General features: G+C 66.8%; 19 protein-coding genes and 1 tRNA gene. All 20 read right to left on the reverse strand.

Going from position 1 to position 17,744, the window contains the following annotated elements:
* Nucleotides 1-211: 211 nt before the first annotated feature.
* Nucleotides 212-1,072 (reverse strand): J domain-containing protein, encoded by an 861-nt coding sequence (locus tag NJ4_RS12020; RefSeq protein ID WP_067435030.1) that lies wholly within the window; start codon nucleotides 1,070-1,072, stop codon nucleotides 212-214.
* A complete protein-coding gene (locus tag NJ4_RS12025) occupies nucleotides 1,069-1,620 on the reverse strand; it encodes a hypothetical protein (protein ID WP_067435033.1) in 552 nt (183 codons plus the stop codon). Before NJ4_RS12025 ends, NJ4_RS12020 begins: the two co-directional genes overlap by 4 nt.
* Entirely contained in the window at nucleotides 1,617-2,906 is a 1,290-nt protein-coding gene (locus NJ4_RS12030; protein WP_067435035.1) for an MCE family protein, read from the reverse strand. The genes NJ4_RS12025 and NJ4_RS12030 overlap by 4 nt, the downstream gene beginning before the upstream one ends.
* Nucleotides 2,903-4,300, reverse strand: coding sequence for an MCE family protein (locus tag NJ4_RS12035; RefSeq protein WP_067435038.1), 1,398 nt, complete (start codon nucleotides 4,298-4,300; stop codon nucleotides 2,903-2,905). Before NJ4_RS12035 ends, NJ4_RS12030 begins: the two co-directional genes overlap by 4 nt.
* Nucleotides 4,297-5,406 carry an MCE family protein gene (locus NJ4_RS12040; RefSeq protein WP_067435041.1) on the reverse strand — a complete coding sequence of 370 codons (1,110 nt, stop codon included), beginning with the start codon at nucleotides 5,404-5,406 and terminating at the stop codon, nucleotides 4,297-4,299. The genes NJ4_RS12035 and NJ4_RS12040 overlap by 4 nt, the downstream gene beginning before the upstream one ends.
* 1 nt (nucleotide 5,407) lies before the next feature.
* Entirely contained in the window at nucleotides 5,408-6,373 is a 966-nt protein-coding gene (locus NJ4_RS12045; protein WP_067435044.1) for an MCE family protein, read from the reverse strand.
* Complete coding sequence (locus tag NJ4_RS12050; protein WP_067435047.1) at nucleotides 6,370-7,404, reverse strand: MCE family protein; 1,035 nt, start codon at nucleotides 7,402-7,404, stop codon at nucleotides 6,370-6,372. Before NJ4_RS12050 ends, NJ4_RS12045 begins: the two co-directional genes overlap by 4 nt.
* A complete protein-coding gene (locus NJ4_RS12055; protein ID WP_067435050.1) occupies nucleotides 7,401-8,675 on the reverse strand; it encodes an MCE family protein in 1,275 nt (424 codons plus the stop codon). The genes NJ4_RS12050 and NJ4_RS12055 overlap by 4 nt, the downstream gene beginning before the upstream one ends.
* Nucleotides 8,672-9,466 carry an MlaE family ABC transporter permease gene (locus NJ4_RS12060; RefSeq protein WP_082748493.1) on the reverse strand — a complete coding sequence of 265 codons (795 nt, stop codon included), beginning with the start codon at nucleotides 9,464-9,466 and terminating at the stop codon, nucleotides 8,672-8,674. The genes NJ4_RS12055 and NJ4_RS12060 overlap by 4 nt, the downstream gene beginning before the upstream one ends.
* A gap of 37 nt (nucleotides 9,467-9,503) precedes the next feature.
* On the reverse strand, nucleotides 9,504-10,289 hold the full coding sequence (locus tag NJ4_RS12065; RefSeq protein WP_067435056.1) for an MlaE family ABC transporter permease: 786 nt from the start codon (nucleotides 10,287-10,289) through the stop codon (nucleotides 9,504-9,506).
* Nucleotides 10,290-10,297: 8 nt separating this feature from the next.
* Entirely contained in the window at nucleotides 10,298-11,254 is a 957-nt protein-coding gene (locus NJ4_RS12070; RefSeq protein ID WP_067435059.1) for an ABC transporter ATP-binding protein, read from the reverse strand.
* 290 nt (nucleotides 11,255-11,544) lie between these two features.
* Complete coding sequence (gene rplL, locus NJ4_RS12075; protein ID WP_056682430.1) at nucleotides 11,545-11,934, reverse strand: 50S ribosomal protein L7/L12; 390 nt, start codon at nucleotides 11,932-11,934, stop codon at nucleotides 11,545-11,547.
* An 81-nt stretch (nucleotides 11,935-12,015) separates the two neighbouring features.
* Nucleotides 12,016-12,678, reverse strand: coding sequence for a 50S ribosomal protein L10 (gene rplJ / locus NJ4_RS12080; protein WP_067435061.1), 663 nt, complete (start codon nucleotides 12,676-12,678; stop codon nucleotides 12,016-12,018).
* Between the two features lie 251 nt (nucleotides 12,679-12,929).
* Nucleotides 12,930-13,742: a hypothetical protein gene (locus tag NJ4_RS12085; protein WP_067435064.1), complete on the reverse strand. Its 813-nt coding sequence runs from the start codon at nucleotides 13,740-13,742 to the stop codon at nucleotides 12,930-12,932.
* A gap of 86 nt (nucleotides 13,743-13,828) precedes the next feature.
* Nucleotides 13,829-14,683 carry a LolA-like protein gene (locus tag NJ4_RS12090; protein ID WP_067435067.1) on the reverse strand — a complete coding sequence of 285 codons (855 nt, stop codon included), beginning with the start codon at nucleotides 14,681-14,683 and terminating at the stop codon, nucleotides 13,829-13,831.
* 153 nt (nucleotides 14,684-14,836) lie between these two features.
* On the reverse strand, nucleotides 14,837-15,556 hold the full coding sequence (gene rplA / locus NJ4_RS12095) for a 50S ribosomal protein L1 (RefSeq protein ID WP_067435070.1): 720 nt from the start codon (nucleotides 15,554-15,556) through the stop codon (nucleotides 14,837-14,839).
* A gap of 90 nt (nucleotides 15,557-15,646) precedes the next feature.
* Nucleotides 15,647-16,075 (reverse strand): 50S ribosomal protein L11, encoded by a 429-nt coding sequence (rplK, locus tag NJ4_RS12100; protein ID WP_067435073.1) that lies wholly within the window; start codon nucleotides 16,073-16,075, stop codon nucleotides 15,647-15,649.
* A 240-nt stretch (nucleotides 16,076-16,315) separates the two neighbouring features.
* On the reverse strand, nucleotides 16,316-17,221 hold the full coding sequence (nusG, locus tag NJ4_RS12105) for a transcription termination/antitermination protein NusG (protein WP_067435075.1): 906 nt from the start codon (nucleotides 17,219-17,221) through the stop codon (nucleotides 16,316-16,318).
* A gap of 63 nt (nucleotides 17,222-17,284) precedes the next feature.
* Complete coding sequence (secE, locus tag NJ4_RS12110) at nucleotides 17,285-17,527, reverse strand: preprotein translocase subunit SecE (protein WP_067435166.1); 243 nt, start codon at nucleotides 17,525-17,527, stop codon at nucleotides 17,285-17,287.
* 45 nt (nucleotides 17,528-17,572) lie between these two features.
* Nucleotides 17,573-17,645 (reverse strand) — tRNA-Trp (locus NJ4_RS12115).
* Nucleotides 17,646-17,744: the final 99 nt, after the last annotated feature.

Genomic DNA, 17,744 nt, shown 5'->3' on the forward strand with positions numbered 1-17,744 from the left:
GGAAGCATTTGAGGGCAGGCGCAAAGAAGAAGCCTAGCGCAAAATGGCGCGCGCCACAATGCGGGGGTGCGGGGAGTTCCGTGCCGCAGGCACCTGCTGGCCAAGATCATGAACCGGCAACGGCCCCAGGTCAAGCACCGAGGCGTTCCTGCGGTCGGCGCGGCGGCCTCGATTCCGTTCTCCGAAGCCCCCTCACTCCCCCAGGGCGCGCCTAGTCAGACGGTGTGGCGGACCCGTCGTCGCCGGGCTCTTCCTCCGCGGCGGTGGGCTCCCACAGCTCCATGTCGCCGATCAGCCACTCGCCGTTCTTGTGCACCATCTGCACGCTGAGCGGCAGCGGGGGGATCTCGGTGGACACGTTGCGGTTGGCGGTACGGGTGTGCAGCACCACCAGGACCTCGACTCGCTCACCGTCATCCGAGGCCCGCACGACACCGGATCCCAAGGACTCGGAGGTGGCCGTCGCCTTGGTCTTCTGGAGGTTCGGCAGGATCGCGTCGTTCCAGATGTGGTCGTACTCCTCGTGCGCATCGCCGGTGAGCAACCTCATCGCGACATCGTGGTCACGCTCGGGATAGCGGTAGTCGTAGGTGAGCACCTTGGGCACGGCCTTCTCGGCGGCGGAGCGAGCAGCCGAGATGTTGCCCTCGACATCGACGTCGTCGTTGCTGACGTGGAGGTAGGTCGCCACCCCTGCGACCACCAGCGTGAGGGCGGTGAGCGCGATCAGCACCCAGTCGGGCACGACGACCGTGGAGCGGGCAGCTGACGGCCCTGCCTGGGGTTCCTCGGCCTCGCCGCCGTCGTCCGGATGGTTCGTCCCCGCCTCGGGTTCCTCGGCCTCGTCGCCGTCGTCCGGCTGGTCCGTCTCGTCGGGCTCCTCGGGAGGCAGCGTCCGGTCGTACGCCGCCCGCTGGTCCTCGTCGAGCAGCACCCCGGCCGCCTCGTTGTAGACCTTGAACCGTCGATCGGTGGGCTCGAGCTCGCCGATCGACTGCTTCCAGGCCTCACGGATCTCCTCCGAGGTCGCCTCGCGCTCGACCCCGAGGACGTCGTACCAGCTGGCGCTCACTGGCCCGCCCCCTGGCCACTGGACTGCCCGGCCTCATACGCCTTGAACTTGTCGACCAGCCAGGTGCCGTCGACCTTCTTCAAGGTGATCGACCACGCGTAGGGCTGCGGAGCAGGCTGCTTCTTCGTGCCCAGCCGGATGGTCAGCTCACCGCCCACGATCACCGTGGCGGTGTCCTCGTCGAGGGACTCGACCGCGGTGTGGTCCACCGTGGCCTTGCTGGACGACTGACCCTGGGCCACCGCCTGCTCGACCGCGCCGGTCGCCTGCTCGAAGTCGGCCTCGAACTGCGTGGTGATCAGCGGGGTGACCCGGTCCCGGTAGGCGGTCAGGTGCTTCTGCGCGTCGAGGTCGCCGGCGCCGAAGTTGAAGGCGGCCAGCATGTACTCGCGTGTCTTGAGCATCACCTTGTCGCGGTCGGCCTGCACGTCGGGGCCGTCGTCGGTGCGGTCGCGCACCCCCATGACCAGCCAGACCAGTGAGGCCACCAGCGCGACCACGAGCAGGCAGGCAACCACCAACCGCAGACGGGACGACCTCGGCTTCACTCCGCGTTCTGGAGCGCGCTGAGCATCAACCACGTCCACGACCCCTTTCCTTGGCTCCCCGAGCTTCGACTGGTCAGGCTACCGTCGCGGTTCAACGTGGCCGGCTCGCCGAGCCAGGTCACCTTGCCGGAGGTCTCGTCGTACGTCGCCACGACCGGGTTGTCGTAGTCCGTGGCGGCGCGGTGCAGGTTCTGGGCACCGCGGGCGTTGGACTTGTCGGCGGAGTCGGTGCACCGCAGACCGGTCTTCAGCGGGCGGTTCTCCCGATCGAACGGGCTGCGCTTGTCGGCGCCCTGGTAGCCGTTGTGACACAGCTGGTGCGGGGTCAGCACGAGCCCGAAGTGGGCGTCGTACTTGCCCGTCTCGGGGTCCTTGGAGACCACGGTGAAGCCGGCCTCCACCACGTGGGGGTAGACCACGAGGAGGTGCTCGACGCCGTCGAGGTTGGCCACCACCACCTCGCTGGTGGTGCGCACGTTGTTCAGCAGCGAGGCGATGTCGACCTGGTTCTCCTCGATGAAGCTGCGCAGCTCGTTGGCAGTCGCCGAACCGGTGTCAATGACAGTGCGCAGGTCCTTGTCGGAGCCGGCCAGCGTCGTGCTGAACAGGCGCAGGTTCTTGGAGAAGTTGCGGATCGAGGAGGCGGTCGCCAGCTGGCCGGAGAGCACCGTGTTGGCGTCCTTGATCAAGGCAGTGGTCAACTCGAAGTTCTCGTTCGCGGTCTCGATGAACGAGTTCGAGGTGTCGATGATCTGGCCGAGATCCTCACCGGTGCCGTCGAACGCCGTGCCTAGCTCGGAGACCACGGTGCGCAGGTCGTCCCGGTCGACGCTGTTCACGGTCGCCGACAGGTCACCGAGGAGCTTCGCCGTCGGGATCGGCAGACGCGTGTCGTCGACGTCGATCTCGGAGTCGTCCTTGAGGTAGGGCCCGTCGTCGACCTTCGGCTGCAGCTCGACGTACTGCTCGCCGACGGCCGAGCGGTTGCCGACCACCGCCAGGGTGTCGGAGGGGATGGTGTCCCACTTGTTGTCGATGTCGAGGTGGACGTCGACCCCGTCGTCGGTGAGCACCATCTCCTCGACGCGGCCGATGGTGACGCCGCGGTAGGTCACCTCCGCCCCGGCGAAGATGCCGCCGGACTCCTGGAGGTGGGCGACCACGGTGTAGCTGCGATCGAGCACGATCCGGTCGAGTCGCGCGTAGCGGGCGCCCACGAACGTGACGCCGAGCAGGGTGATCACCACGAAGATGATCAGCTGCACCTTGGTCCGTCTGGTGATCACTGGGCCACCCCCGGGAGCAGGATGCGGGCCAGGGTCGGGTCATACAGGTCCATCATCTGGCCGAGAGTCACGGAGCCCTTCAGGGACTGGCCACCGGGCGCCGCGCGACCGAGACCCAGGTTGCCCAGACCGAGGTCGGGCAGTCCGGGGACCGCCCCGCCGTCGCCCGTCGAGTCTCCCCCGCTCAGGGTCAGCCCGTTGAGGACCTTGCAGACGGGGAGCTTCTGGTTCGCCGGCTTCTGGCACAGCTGCCTCAGCTGGAGCAGCTGCTGCGGCTTCTTCAGCACCTTGCTGCACTCCGGGCCGAGCAGGTCGCCACTGGTCAGGCAGCTCAGCACGTCGTTGACGATCTCCGTGGGGTCGATCTCGGAGGGCACCAAGGTGGGGAGCGGCAGCTGCATCGACCCGTCGAGGCGGATGTCGAGCTTGATCGCCAGGTTCACGTAGTCGCCCATGTGCAGGTTGCGCGCGACCTGTGGGTCACGGCCCACCGACTCGTCCACGAAGGGATAGGTCAGGAAGACGCTGAACGCGTTGGCGAAGTCGTCACCGGTCTTGGCGAGCTCGGTGAGCACGGGGTCGAGCTGGGTGAGGGCATCGATGGTGGACGCCTTCGACGCCTTGATCACCCGGGTGCCCACGTTGCCCAGGCGGGCCAACGCCTTGAGCATCTTGACGAGGTCCTGGCGCTGGCTGTCGATCGAGGCCAGTGCCGCGGGCAGCTCGTCGAGCGCGGTGGTGATCGAGGACTTCTGCTTGTTGGCCGCGATCGAGAGTCGGTTGAGCGACTCGATGGCCGCGACCACGTCGGCCTTGTTGTCGTCGAGCTGGGTGACGAAGGTGCGCAGTGACGTCAGCACCGAACGGGCGCTGCCCTCGCGGCCCTCCAGTGCCTTGTTCAGCTCACTGGAGATCGTCTTCAGCTGGGCCACGCCGCCGCCGTTGAGGACCAGGCTCAGCGCGCCCAGGACCTCCTCGACCTCGGGGTTGCGGTTGGTGCTGGACTCGGCGATCTCGTCGCCGTCACCGAGCTTCCCGGCCGCCGGGTCGTCGGGCGCCTTGAGCGAGACGAACTTCTCGCCGAGCAGGCTGGTCTGCCGGATCTCCGCCTCGGCGTTGGCGGGCAGGCCGACGTCCTTGCGGAGCAGCATGGTGACCTCGGCCGCGTTGTCGACCAGCGAGATGTCGGTGACCTTGCCGACGGTCACGTCGGCCACCTTCACCGTCGACTGGGGCACCAGGTCGAGTGCGTCGGGGAACCTCACGGTGACCTCGATGGGGTCGTCCCCCACGTCGGCGCCGCCGGGGAGCGGCAGCTTCTGCACCGAGAAACCGCAGCCCGTGACGGCACTCAGGACCAGGGCACACAGCAGCGCGATCAGGGACCGCCTCATCGGGCCACCCCCAACAGCGCGTTGAACGTCGGGTCGTCCACCGCTGCTGCACCGTAGGTCCCGGTGCGCGGCAACAGCCCCTGGATCAGGTCGCAGAGGGCGTCGCTCTTCTGCGTCTGCCCCACGACGGAGCACAGGAACAGGCCCGGATTGTTGGTGAGCTCGTGCGCGGCGTTCTCGAGGTTGGCCGACGTGTCGAGGGTGCCGGCACCCGGGTTGTAGGTCAGCGCCAGGTTGCTGAGCGCGACCGGGGCCGCCTTGAGGATCTCGTCGAGCTCACCGCGGCGCTTGACCAGGGTCTTCGACACCTTGTTGAGCCCCTTCACGTTGCGGCTGAGCAGGGTCTTGTTGTCCTTGACGAAGGTCTGCACCCTCCCCAGGGCGGTGGCCAGGTTCGACAGCGACGTGGACAGCTCGTCGCGCTCACCGGCCAACAGGTCGGACACGGAGGACATCGACGCGTTGAACCGGCGTACGACCTTGTCGTTGCGGGCCAGCGTGTTGACGAACTTCTCCAACTGCTCGGCACTGCCGAACAGTTCGTCCTTGTTGTTCTCCAACGTGCCGGTCAACTTGCCGAGGTCCTTGATGGTCCGGTTGACCTGTGCTCCCTGACCGTCGAAGTTGTCGGCAGTGGTGCTCAGCAGCTCGGTCAGCGCACCGTCGCTGTTGGCGCCCTCCGGCCCCAGGGCCACGGTGAGGTCGTCGAGGCTCTGGTAGATGTCGTCGAGCTCGAGAGGCGTCGACGTGCTCTTCATGTCCAGCTTCGCGCCGTCGTCGAGCTTCGGCCCCTCGGTGTAGACAGGGGTGAGCTGGACGAACCGGTCGCCGACCACGCTCGGGGAGACGATGACCGCCTTGGCGTCCGCGGGGATGTCGATGTCGGACTCGTAGGACATCTTCACCGTCACGGTGGTGCCGTTCGGGGTCACCGAGTCGACCTGCCCGACGGGGATGCCGAGCACCCGGACGTCGGAGCCCTCGTAGATCGAGACGGTGCGGGGGAACTCCGCGGTCAGGGTCTTGCGGTCCTCGTCGCGGAACATGACGAACGCAGCGGCGGCCACCAGCACGAAGATGATGCCGGGCACGATGAAGCGCTTCATCTCAGCCACCTCCCGGGAGCGGCGGCATGTTGGTGATCGTGGTGTCGAACCACGGTCCGTTGCCGAGCGTGCTGGCGAAGTAGCGGTAGAACGGCGCCATCGTGCGGAGGCTCTCGTCGAGGTTGTCCTGGTTCTTCAGCAGCACCTTGACCACCGTGTCGAGGTTGGTCAGGGCCGGCTTCAGGTCGGCCTTGGTCTGGTCGACCAACGCGGTGAGCTCCTGCGACATGGTGGCGGTGGAGACCAGCAGGTTGTGGATGGCGTCGCGGCGCGAGACGAGGGCCGAGAACAGCACCCGGGCGTCCTTCATCAACGCGATGATGTCCTGGTCACGCGAGCCGAGCGTGCCGGAGACCTTGCGCAGGTTCTTCAGCAGTGTGTTGATCTGCTTGTCGCGCGCGGCCAGGTTGTTGGACAGCGCCGAGACACCCGTCAGCGCGGCCCGGAACTCCTCGGGGGTGTTGCGGGTGAGGTCGGCCAGGGTGTTCAGCGACGTCTTCAGCTGGTCGACGTCGATGGCATCGGAGCGCTCGGCGAGTCCCTCGAACGCCTGCACCACGTCGTACGGCGAGCTCGTGCGGCTGACCGGGATCGTGTCACCCTCGTCCATCTGCCCGGAGCCGGCCGGCTCGAGCTCGAGGTACATCGCACCCAGCAGGGTCTTGACCTTGATCGAGGCACGGGACTCGGGTCCGAAGTCGACATCGCCCTGGACCTTGAAGCTGACCTTGACGTGGTCACCGTCGAGCTCGAGCTTGTCGATCTTGCCGACGCGTACGCCGGCCACCCGGACCTCGTCGTTGGCCTTGAGACCCCCTGCCTCCTTGAAGGAGGCGTAGTAGGTGTCGCCTCCGCCGATGATCGGGAGCTGGTCGGCCCGGAAGGCCAGCAGGATGAGCGCGGCGATCGCCGCCATGCTGACGGCCCCGATGATGACCGGGTTCTTCTCGCGGAACGGGGTGCTCATGGCAGCTGGCACCTCGAGTTCTTGGTGTCGTAGTCGACCGGGATCTCCTTCAGCGTGCCGATCTTGACGGTGCCGGTGAAACGGCACAGGTAGAAGTTGAACCACGAGCCGTAGGTCGCGGTGCGGCCGATCTTGGTCAGCTTGATCGGCAGCACCTGCAGGGCACGGTCGAGCTCGGCCCGGTTCTTGGCGAGGTTGCCGGCCACGGTGCGCAGCTGCTTCACGTCACGCACGAGGGGCCCACGGACGCCCTTGACCAGGTCGGAGGTCTGCACCGCCAGGGATGAGATCGAGTCCAGCGACCCGAGGATGGCGTCCTTGTCGTCGGCCAGGCCGCCCACGAGATTGCGCAGGTTGACGATCAGGCTGGACAGCTGCTCGTCGCGGTCACCGACGGTGACCAGCACCTCGTTCAGGTTGTCGACGAGGTCACCGATCACCTGGTCGCGGTCGGCCAAGGTCTGGGTGATCGACGCCGTGTGTCCGAGCAGCCCCTCGAGGGTGCCGCCCTCTCCCTGGAAGACCTGGATGATCTCGTAGGAGAGCTGGTTGAGGTCCTGGGGCGACAACGCCTGGAAGAGCGGCTTGAAACCGTTGAACAGCACGGTGAGGTCCAGGGCCGGCTTGGTGCGGGAGACCGGGATCGTGTCGCCCTTGTCCATGTCGGACCCGCCCTCACCCTGTTGGGCCAGGGCGATGTAGCGCTGGCCGACGAGGTTGCGATAGCGGATCGTGGCATGGGTGGTGGTCGTGACGTCGGCCTCGTCGGCGACGCTGAACGTCAGCACGGCCCGGGTGCGGTCCTTGATCTCGATGTCCTTGACGGTGCCGACCTTGACCCCGGCGATGCGGACGTCGTCACCCTTGACCACGCCGGCCACGTTGGTGAACTCCGCCTTGAACTCACGGCTGGGGGCGAAGGTGAGGTTGCCGATCAGGACGGCGAGCATGCCGGTGGCGATCGCGGTGATGACCATGAAGACCACGAGCTTCCAGGTGGCCGATGCGGTGCGCTTGTCGAGGATGCTCATCGCAGGGTCACCTCCGTGCCCCGCACCATGGGGCCGAGCAGCAGCACACCGAGGGCGGAGGGCTGGGTGTCGTTCATGCCGGCCAGCAGTCCGCGGATCATGGCCGCCTCGGCGGAGCCACCCGGGGCGGCGGTGAGGCCGGTCGATCCCGGGGCCACCCGGCGGGTGCCCTTGCCGGTGTCCTGTTCGACGCCGTCGTCGAAGTTCGGCACCGTCCTCAGCGGGTTCTGCTGGGTGAACGGCGGGTTGGGCAGCGTGCCGCAGTAGGCACCGCCCTTGGCCCGGGTCACGGGGGTGTCCTGGGGGCCGTACTCACGCGGGTTGTTCGGCAGCACTTCGAGGTTGATGTGGAGGGTGAAGCCGCGGAACGCCTCGGCCTGGGTCTTGCCGGCGCCGATGATGCCCTTGGTCAGGCAGGGGAACTCGGGGGCGTACTTCGCGATCATCCGCAGCGAGGTGGCGCTCAGCTCACCGACGCGGATCAGGTTCTCCTCGTTGGCGTCGAGGAACTGGCCGGTCACGTCGGAGAACCGGGAGACGTCGGAGAAGAGCTTGTTGAGCTTGTCCTCGCGGGAGAGCAGCGTGTTGCCGGTCTTGACCGTGTTGCGCAACGTGGTGGCAAGGTCGGGCAGCACCTCGGCGTAGACGTCGGCGGTCCGCGCGGTGAGGCGGAGGTCCTCGATCAGTGCCGGCAGCTGCGGGTTGATCCGCTTGAGGTAGCCGTCGAGGATCTCGAGGTTCTCACCGATCCGCTCGCCGCGACCCTCGAGTGCGGTGGCCAGCGCGTTGAGCGTCTTGTTCAGGTCGGCCGGCTCCACCGCGCGCAGCAGCGGGTAGATGTCGTTGAGGGTCTCTTCCACCTGGGCGGCGACCTTGGTCTGGGTGATCGTCGCGCCGGCCCGGATGTGGCTGTCCTCCGGCTGGGCGGGCACCTGCAGGGCGACGTACTTCTCACCGAAGAGGGTCTTGGGCTCGATGCGCGCGGTCACGTTGGCCGGGATGGTGTCGACCTGGTCGGGATAGAGGCCCAGGGTGAGTACGGCGCCGTCGGAGGTCGCCTTCATGTCGAGGACCTCACCGACCTGGACGCCGCGGATCTTGACGTCGGCGCGGGCCGGCAGCTGGAGCCCGACGCTGCTGGACTCCAGGTCGACCTTGTCGTAGTCGGTGAACTTCTTGCTGAAGATCGCCATGGTCAGCCACAGGCCCGACGCGATCAGCGCCAGGAAGAGCAGCCCGACGATCTTGGTGTGTCCGAGGACTCTGTTCATCCCGCCAGCCTCACCGTCGTGGTGGTGCCCCAGATCGCCATCGACAGGAACAGGTCGATCACGTTGATCGCCACGATCGAGGTGCGCACTGCACGCCCCACGGAGACGCCGACGCCGGCGGGGCCGCCGCTGGCGTTGTAGCCGTGATAGCAGTGGATCAGGATGACGACGACCGCGAAGACCATCACCTTGCCGAAGGACCACAGCACGTCGCCGGGTGGCAGGAACTGGTTGAAGTAGTGGTCGTAGGTGCCCTTGCTCTGGCCGAAGAACGTGGTCAGGGTGAGCCGGGTCGCGAAGTACGACGACATCAGGCCGACGACGTAGAGCGGGATGACCGCGATCAGGCCGCCGATGATGCGCGTGGTGACCAGGAACGGCAGTGACGGGATCGCCATCACCTCGAGGGCGTCGATCTCCTCGGAGATGCGCATGGCACCCAGCTGCGCGGTGAAGCCACAGCCCACCGTCGCGGCCAGCGCGATGCCGGCCACCAGCGGGGCGATCTCGCGGGTGTTGAAGTAGGCCGAGAGGAATCCGGAGAAGGCTGCGGTGCCGATCTGGTTCAGCGCGGCATAGCCCTGCAGACCGACCTCGGTGCCGGTGAAGAAGCACATCGCCAGGATGACGCCGACGGTGCCACCGATGACCGCCAGAGCTCCGGAGCCGAGCGTGACCTCGGCCAGGATGCGCAGGATCTCTTTCTTGTAGCGCCGGATCGTGCGCGGGGTCCACAGCAACGCGCGCAGGTAGAACGCGAGCTGCTGACCCATCTCGTCGAGCATCTGCATGGGTCGCCGGTAGACGGCTTTGAGATCGGCCACGGCGTCAACCCGTCTTCGGCGGGACGAGCTGCATGTAGATCGCGCTCATCACGAAGTTGACGACGAAGAGGAGCATGAACGTGATGACCACGGACTCGTTGACCGCGTCACCGACGCCCTTCGGGCCACCACCGGCGTTCATGCCCTTGTAGCAGGCCACGATCGCCGCGATCAGTCCGAAGACCAGGGCCTTGGCCATGCCCTGCCACAGGTCGGGAAGTTGTGCGAGCGCGGTGAAGCTCGCCAAATAGGCCCCTGGTGTGCCGTCCTGGAGGACGACGTTGAAGACGTAGCCGCCGATCACGCCCACAACGGAGACCAATCCGTTCAGGAAGACCGCGACCAGCATGCAGGCCAGCACGCGGGGCACGACGAGGCGTTGGATCGGGTCGATGCCGAGCACCATCATGGCGTCGAGCTCTTCACGGATCTTGCGGGCGCCCAGGTCGGCGGCGATCGCCGAGCCGCCCGCTCCCGCGATCAGCAGGGACGTGGCGATCGGCCCGGCCTCGCGTACGACGGCCAGCACGGCCGCGGACCCGGTGAAGGACTGGGCACCGAACTGCTTGATCAGGCCACCGACCTGGAGTGCGATCACCGCACCGAACGGGATCGCCACCAGCGCGGTCGGGACGATCGTCACTGACGCGATGAACCACGCCTGCTGCAGGAACTCCCGCAGCTGGAAGGGTCGCCGGAACAACCCGCGCCCGACGTCGAGACCGAAGGCGAACAGCTTGCCGGCGGTGCCGATCGGGGCGAGTGCCCGTGAAGTCGTCAGTGAGGCCATGGGTCGGGTCAGGATCCCGGCGTCAAGCCGGCGTTGCTGGACTCGAAGGACCCGGGAGGCGGGGTGATGCCGTTGGTGCGGCACCACTCACCGGCGGGCCGCTGGCTGCGACGGGGAATGCCGTTGGACGGCTCGAGCTGCAGCGGGATCGGCGGAAGCGGCGGCATCTCGATGTCCTTCTCGGCGGCCAGCTCGTCGGCGTCCTTCTCCTCAGACATGCCGATCGGGCCGACGGTCTGGGCGTTGAGGAACTGGCGAACGACCGGCTCCTCGGAGCTCAGCAGCATCTCGCGGGGACCGAACATGGCCAGGTGCTTGTGGTAGAGCAACCCGATGTTGTCGGGAACCGTGCGCGTGCTGTTGATGTCGTGGGTCACGATCAGGAACGTCGCGTCGATCTGCGCATTGAGGTCGATGAAGAGCTGGTTGATGAATGAGGTACGGACCGGGTCGAGACCGGAGTCGGGCTCGTCGATCAGCAGGATCTCGGGGTCGAGCACCAGCGCGCGGGCCAGGCCGGCACGCTTGCGCATGCCGCCGGAGATCTCACCGGGGAGCTTGTCCTCGGCACCGATGAGACCGACCAGGTCCATCTTCTCCATGACGATGTTGCGAATCTCGGACTCGCCCTTCTTGGTGTGCTCGCGCAGCGGGAAGGCAACGTTGTCGAAGAGGTTCATCGAACCGAACATGGCGCCGTCCTGGAACAGCACGCCGAAGAGCTTGCGGATCTCGTAGAGGTCCTTCTCGGAGCAGCTGGCGATGTCGGTGCCCTCGATGATCACCGAGCCCTTGTCGGGCTTGAGCAGACCGATCAGTGTCTTCAGGAACACGGACTTGCCGGTTCCCGAAGGGCCCAGCATCACCGACACCTCGCCGGCCGGGATCGTCAACGTGACGTCGCCCCAGATCAGCTGCTTGCCGAACGACTTGCTGAGCTCTTCAACTCTGATGTCTACGCCCATGGCGTCTCGTCTCCCTCAATGCTTCGCTGGACTGGCGCCTCGGCCGATCGAACTGGCCGGGGACTCCCCCGCCCCACGTTGACTTCGCAGTAACAACGCAAGCGCTCCGGTTAAGTTACGGCGTTTCGTGGGTCGCGTCACTACCCTGACCAACCTTTGTCGCAGGTGCCCACGCACCGCGCGGCCCTTGGGCGAAATGACAAGACGGGCGGTCCCCCGTGATGGGGAACCGCCCGTCTGTCGCACGCTGGCGCGTGCGGACGATCACAGCACGCTTGCGCGTGCGTGGATCACTTGACCGTGACGGTGGCGCCGGCGCCCTCGAGGGCTTCCTTCGCCTTGTCCGCGGCGGCCTTGTCGACCTTCTCGAGGATCGCCTTGGGAGCCGACTCGACGAGGTCCTTGGCCTCCTTCAGACCGAGGGAGGTCAGCGCGCGGACCTCCTTGATGACGTTGATCTTCTTGTCACCAGCGGCCTCGAGGACGACGTCGAACTCGTCCTGAGCAGCGGCCTCGTCGCCACCAGCGGCGCCACCGGCGGCCGGGGCAGCGGCAACGGCGACGGGGGCAGCGGCGGTGACGCCGAAGGTCTCTTCGAACTGCTTCACGAACTCGGAGAGCTCGATGAGGGTCATTTCCTTGAACGCGTCGAGCAGCTCGTCGGTGCTGAGCTTCGCCATGGTGGCGCTTCCTTTCGGTTCTGGCTCATCCCCGATCAATGGGGAGAAGCCGGGTTTCAGGTGGTGTACGTCGGCCCTGGATCAGGCGTCAGTGGACTCGGCGGCCTCTTCGGCAACCGGGGCTTCCTCGGCGGCGTCGGAAGCCGGGGCTTCCTCGACTGCCGGGGATTCCTCAGCAGTGCTTTCGGCCGGGGCGGGAGCGCCGGCACCACCTGCGAGGATCGAGGGGTCCTGCTGTGCCTTGGCCTCGAGGGCGCCGGCGAGCCGCGCAGCCTGCGAGATCGGGGCGTTGAGCAGGTAGACGGCCTGGGAGAGCGAAGCGAGCATTGCGCCCGCCAGCTTGCCCATGAGGACCTCGCGCGACTCGAGATCGGCCAGCTTGGCGATCTCCTTCGCGTCGAGGAAGCCGCCGTCGAGCACGCCACCCTTGATGATCAGGGCGGGGTTTGCCTTGGCAAAGTCACGCAGACCCTTGGCCGCCTCGACGACGTCACCGCTGATGAAGGCGATGGCGGTCGGGCCGGCGAGGAGGTCGTCGAAGCCTTCGATGCCCGCCTCATTGGCGGCGATCTTGGCCAGCGTGTTCTTGACCACGGCGTAGTTGGCGTTCTCGCCGAGTGCGCGCCGCAATTCCTGCAGCTGAGCAACGGTGAGACCGCGGTAATCGGTCAGCACAGCACCAGCGGAGTTGTTGAACGAGTCAACGACCTCCGCAACGGCTGCTGCCTTGTCTGGCCGCGCCATGGGTCTCCTTCCGAACTACGTCGAAGAGACCACCACACCCCCGTGAAATGTCGAACGCCCCGACACAGGGCCAGGGCGGGGAGATCCGGGGATCTTGCTCTGAACCTGCGCTGGCCGTCCGCTTCGCGGAACCTTCGGTCTGTGACCCAGTCTCCTGGGTTGTGGACCACCGGCGGTCTCTGGTTACGAACGGGGAGTCTACGCACCGACGTACGGCCCGGCCAAATCGCGCGGCGGTCGAGCGCGGGGTGTCAGAGGCCGGCGCCCTGGGGAGCCTTGGTGGTGACCTGGTCGGCGGGCGGCGCTGCGATCTCGAGGTCCTGCCCGTAGTCGGAGTAGACCAGCGTGCTGGTCTGCTTGTGACCCTCGACGGTGAACGTCGAGATCGCCTGCACCGGCCGGTTCTCGTTGTCGACCCACAGGTCCAGCTGCACCGGCTGGGTGCCGTTCTGCTCGCCGTTCTCGTCGGCAGTCTCGGCGTCCACTCCGATCTTGTAGTGGACAGCGTTGCCGGACTCGACCTTCTCGACGCCGATCACCTCGAAGGACCTCGGATCCTTGATGCCCGAGAGGAACTGCTCCGGGTCGGCGAAGACCAGGAGGTCCTCGATCGCGGGAGACGTGGGCACCTTCCACCAGGGCGTGGGCGCCGCGGTGAGTCCGTGGACGTAGAACCGTCCACCGACGTAGACCCCGATCACGGGGCCCTTGGTGGACTGGATCTGGATACGGATCGCCGGGTCGCCGTTGGCGTCGACGACGTCCTGGGTCGAGGCCGGCGAGGCCTTGCCGTCGATCTCGGAGACGGAGACGACGCGCCAACTGCCGGCCGCCTTCTGGGCCGCCGTGACGGTGGCGAAGAACGCGTCGGAGGGGATGGTGACGAAGCCGCCGGCCAGCTCCTGGGACTCGGTCACGTCGCTGCTCCGGTCGCCGTCGTCGGCGTTGTCGTCGGCGTCGTCGCGGTTGTGACCGCTGACGATCAGCAGGAGCATGACGCCCACGACGAGGACCGCGGCGGCTCCTGCCTGGAGGGCCGAGGAGCGGGAGAGCTGGCGAGACATGACCGCCAGAGTACGTCTCCCCTCCCCGTCGACGACGGGGAGGGGAGACGGATGCTGCGGCGAGTGCCGGCCGGAGCCGGCAGGACTCAACGGCTGACGGTGTCCGCGGCCGGCGGAGCCTCGATGTTCACATCGGTGCCGTAGTCGGTGTAGAGCACGTCGGTGGTGCTGGACTGGCCACTGACCTCGATCTCCTGGTGCATCTTCACCGGGCGGTTCTCGGCGTCGACCCACATGTCGAAGGTCAGCTCCGGCGGGAGGGCGCTGGCGATCTCGGGCAGGTTGAGGTTCTTCGCGTACGTCGCCGAGTCGAGCGTGATCTGGTAGTGGTTGGCCCCGACCCCGTCGACGTCCTCGGCCCCGATCAGCTTGAACTCCTTGGGGTCGTCGAGCAGCTTGATCGCGTTCTCCGGGTCGGCCAGGCTCAGCAGCGACGAGAGCGGGTTGTTCGCGCCGCTCGAGTCCTTGGTGTCGATCTTGAGCCACTTGCCCTCAGGGGCACCGAGTCCGGCGCCCTTCATGTAGACCACGCCGTCCACCAGGATCGTCTCGATCTGCTGGGCCGAGCTCGGGTCGCTGCTCGCACGGGAGGAGAGCTTGCCGTCCTCGTAGCTGGCCTCCATGTTCATCACCACGCTCTGGCCGGCAACGGTGCTCGTGGTGGTGCCCTTGTAGGAACCGGCCTCGATCTGCGCCTCGATCACGGTCTGGTAGAAATTGTCCTTCTCCAAGGGGGCGATGTCGCCGTCACCGCTGTCGCCGGACTCGGAGACCGCGGGGTCGCCGCCGTCGCCGTCGTCGCCGGAGTCAGGGTTGGAGGTCTCGCTGCTGTCCTGCTTGGAGTCGTTCTTGTCCTTGTCGCTGTCGTCGGAGCAGCCGGCGAAGAACAGGGTGGAGGCCAGGGCCACGGCGATCGCGGCGCGGGGCATCTTGATGGACATTGGTGAGTCTCCTCGTGGTTTGTGGATTCGCGCAGGCAACCTACCCGGGAGCCTCCGGGCCAAACCCGCCCGCGCCACTGCCCGACAAAGAAACCGGCCGGTCACCCCGCGTGGGGTGACCGGCCGGTGTGGCGTCGTACGACGACCGCAGGCTCAGGCCTGGGCGTCGTCCTCGAGCGCAACATTCTTGGTGCGGTTCGGGTCGACCTGGACACCAGGGCCCATGGTCGTGGAGACGACGACCTTGGAGATGTAGCGGCCCTTGGAGCTGGCCGGCTTGAGACGCAGCACCTCGTCGAGCGCCGCGGCGTAGTTCTCGGCGAGCTGGGCTTCGCTGAACGAGGCCTTGCCGATGATGAAGTGCAGGTTGGCGTGACGGTCCACGCGGAACTCGATCTTGCCGCCCTTGATGTCGGTGACGGCCTTGGCCACGTCGGGGGTGACCGTGCCGGTCTTCGGGTTCGGCATGAGGCCGCGGGGGCCGAGCACGCGGCCGAGGCGACCGACCTTGCCCATCATGTCGGGGGTCGCGACGACGGCGTCGAAGTCGGTCCAGCCGCCGTTGACCTTCTCGATCAGCTCGTCGCCACCGACGATGTCGGCACCGGCCTCGCGAGCGGCCTCGGCCTTGTCACCGTTGGCGAAGACGAGAACCTTGGCGGTCTTGCCGGTGCCGTGGGGCAGGTTGACGGTGCCGCGCACCATCTGGTCGGCCTTGCGGGGGTCGACGCCGAGGCGCATGACGACGTCAACGGTCTCGTCGAACTTCTTCTTGCTGCTGCTCTTGGCGATCTTGATCGCGGCCAGCGGGGCGTAGAGCTCGTCCTGGTCGAACGTGTCTGCCGCCGCACGGTAGGTCTTGCTGCGCTGCATGGTGTTCTCGTTTCTTCGAAAGAGTGTGTGGTGCACGGGCCAGCGCGGCCCTGCCACGGGGTACTCGAGTCTGGGAGCCAGACCCTCGGATCAGGCGGTCTCGACGCCCATCGAACGTGCGGTGCCCTCGACGATCTTCATCGCGGCATCGATGTCGTTGGCGTTCAGGTCGGGCAGCTTGGTCTGCGCGATCTCACGCACCTGGTCCTTGGTCAGCTTGCCGACCTTCTCCTTGTGCGGGACGCCCGAGCCCTTCTTGACGCCGGCGGCCTTCTTGATCAGCTCGGCGGCCGGCGGAGTCTTGGTGATGAAGGTGAAGGAACGGTCCTCGAAGATGGTGATCTCGACGGGGATGACGTTGCCACGCATCGACTCGGTCTGCGCGTTGTAGGCCTTGCAGAAGTCCATGATGTTCACACCGTGCGGACCGAGAGCGGTACCGACCGGCGGGGCCGGAGTTGCTGCGCCTGCCTGCAGCTGCACCTTGACCAGGGCAGCGATCTTCTTCTTGGGGGGCATGTCTTCTCTTTCTTCGTGTGGTCATGACGGGGATCGAACCCCTGCCACTTCTTACGTGGTGCCTGTGTGCCGGCCGACGTACGGGCCGAGGCATCCGGACCATTGTGCTCCGGATGCCTTGCGCTTGTGAAATCGCCGGGGCGCGCCGTGCGCTCCACCGGGTCTCGACCCGCAGTGCCGGCTTCGTTCCTCAGCCGGCCGCTCGCTCGACCTCAGCGCGGTTCTGACCGGCTCCGCCGGTCAGACGCGCTGGATCTGGCTGAAGGACAGCTCGACGGGCGTCTCGCGACCGAAGATCTCGACCAGGGCCTTGACCCGCTGCGACTCGGCGTTGATCTCGGTGATCGTGGCGTGCAGCGTGGCGAACGGACCGTCGACGACCATGACCGAGTCACTGACGTCGAAGTCGGCAACCTCGACCGGCTTGCGCGAAGCTCCCGCGCCACCGGACTTCTGGGCACCCGAGCCGGACTCGCCTGCGGCGGCCTCGGCCTCGGCGGCCGCGACCACGGCCGGGGCCAGCATGCTCTCGACCTCGGACATGCTCAGCGGCACCGGCTGGTGGCTGTGGCCCACGAAGCCGGTCACCGACGGCGTGTGGCGCACGGTCGACCAGGACTCGTCGGTCAGGTCCATGCGGACCAGGACGTAGCCGGGCAGGACGGTGCGCTTGACGAGCTTGCGCTGACCGTTCTTGATCTCGGCGACCTCTTCGATGGGGACCACGATCTCGTGGATGTAGTCCTCCATGTTGAGGGAGATGATGCGGTTCTCGAGGTTCGCCTTCACCCGGTTCTCCATGCCGGAGTAGGTGTGGACGACGTACCAGTCGCCGGGCTTGGCCCACAGCGCGCGGCGGAACTCCTCGAGCGGGTCCTCGTCCTCAGCGTCAGCGTCAGCGTCGACCTCGGTCTCGGCTACGTCGTCGGCCGGAGCCTCGTCGGCTTCATCGACCTCGGGCTCATCGACCTCGGGCTGCGCGTCGTCGGCCTGAGCCTCGTCGGCCTGAGCCTCGTCGACCTGCTCCTCGTCGGGCTGGGGGGCCGTCTCCGTCGACTCCGCGGGGTCGCAAAGGATCTCGACCTGCTCACCGGTCTCGTCGACCGATGCTTCGTCGTACTGCTCCGACACGTGATGCTCCGTCATTTCGTAGTGCGTGGTGCCTGCCGAGCGGTGCCCGATCCAGTCAGGGCGAACCGCGGGGCGGACCTACTGTTTGGTGTTGGTCGCGAAGATCTCGAAGACGAGCTTGCCGAAGCCGAGATCCAGCAGTGACACCAGCGTCATCAGGACGATCACGAACACCATGACCACCAGGAAGTAGGTGATCAGCTGTTCCTGGGTCGGCCAGACCACCTTGCGCAGCTCGGCGATGGCCTGACGCAGGAAGGTGATCGGTCCGGTGCGCTCTTGCTCATCGCCCGAGCCGCGAACCGCGTCGCTCTCCGCCACGTCCTCCACCTTCCGTTGCTTGCCTGTTGACCTCTGATGATGTTGCAGGGCACGAGGGACTTGAACCCCCAACCTTCGGTTTTGGAGACCGATGCTCTGCCAGTTGAGCTAGTGCCCTCCGGTGGCCCGAGCCGTCGCCGCACCCGATCCGGGGCATGGCTGAGCATGGGTGGGATCCACCAAAACGGGAGTCTACGTGGAACACCAAGGTGGCGTC

Source organism: Nocardioides jensenii JCM 1364 = NBRC 14755, assembly GCF_001552535.1.
GTDB lineage: Bacteria > Actinomycetota > Actinomycetes > Propionibacteriales > Nocardioidaceae > Nocardioides > Nocardioides jensenii.

Bases quoted from the DNA above. Each gene is read 5' to 3' on its own strand.
- NJ4_RS12035 (WP_067435038.1), bottom strand. From the start codon at position 4,300: ATGAGGCGGTCCCTGATCGCGCTGCTGTGTGCCCTGGTCCTGAGTGCC.
- NJ4_RS12040 (WP_067435041.1), bottom strand. From the start codon at position 5,406: ATGAAGCGCTTCATCGTGCCCGGCATCATCTTCGTGCTGGTGGCCGCC.
- NJ4_RS12045 (WP_067435044.1), bottom strand. From the start codon at position 6,373: ATGAGCACCCCGTTCCGCGAGAAGAACCCGGTCATCATCGGGGCCGTC.
- NJ4_RS12050 (WP_067435047.1), bottom strand. From the start codon at position 7,404: ATGAGCATCCTCGACAAGCGCACCGCATCGGCCACCTGGAAGCTCGTG.
- NJ4_RS12055 (WP_067435050.1), bottom strand. From the start codon at position 8,675: ATGAACAGAGTCCTCGGACACACCAAGATCGTCGGGCTGCTCTTCCTG.
- NJ4_RS12060 (WP_082748493.1), bottom strand. From the start codon at position 9,466: ATGCAGATGCTCGACGAGATGGGTCAGCAGCTCGCGTTCTACCTGCGC.
- NJ4_RS12065 (WP_067435056.1), bottom strand. From the start codon at position 10,289: ATGGCCTCACTGACGACTTCACGGGCACTCGCCCCGATCGGCACCGCC.
- NJ4_RS12070 (WP_067435059.1), bottom strand. From the start codon at position 11,254: ATGGGCGTAGACATCAGAGTTGAAGAGCTCAGCAAGTCGTTCGGCAAG.
- rplL (WP_056682430.1), bottom strand. From the start codon at position 11,934: ATGGCGAAGCTCAGCACCGACGAGCTGCTCGACGCGTTCAAGGAAATG.
- rplJ (WP_067435061.1), bottom strand. From the start codon at position 12,678: ATGGCGCGGCCAGACAAGGCAGCAGCCGTTGCGGAGGTCGTTGACTCG.
- NJ4_RS12085 (WP_067435064.1), bottom strand. From the start codon at position 13,742: ATGTCTCGCCAGCTCTCCCGCTCCTCGGCCCTCCAGGCAGGAGCCGCC.
- NJ4_RS12090 (WP_067435067.1), bottom strand. From the start codon at position 14,683: ATGTCCATCAAGATGCCCCGCGCCGCGATCGCCGTGGCCCTGGCCTCC.
- rplA (WP_067435070.1), bottom strand. From the start codon at position 15,556: ATGCAGCGCAGCAAGACCTACCGTGCGGCGGCAGACACGTTCGACCAG.
- rplK (WP_067435073.1), bottom strand. From the start codon at position 16,075: ATGCCCCCCAAGAAGAAGATCGCTGCCCTGGTCAAGGTGCAGCTGCAG.
- nusG (WP_067435075.1), bottom strand. From the start codon at position 17,221: ATGACGGAGCATCACGTGTCGGAGCAGTACGACGAAGCATCGGTCGAC.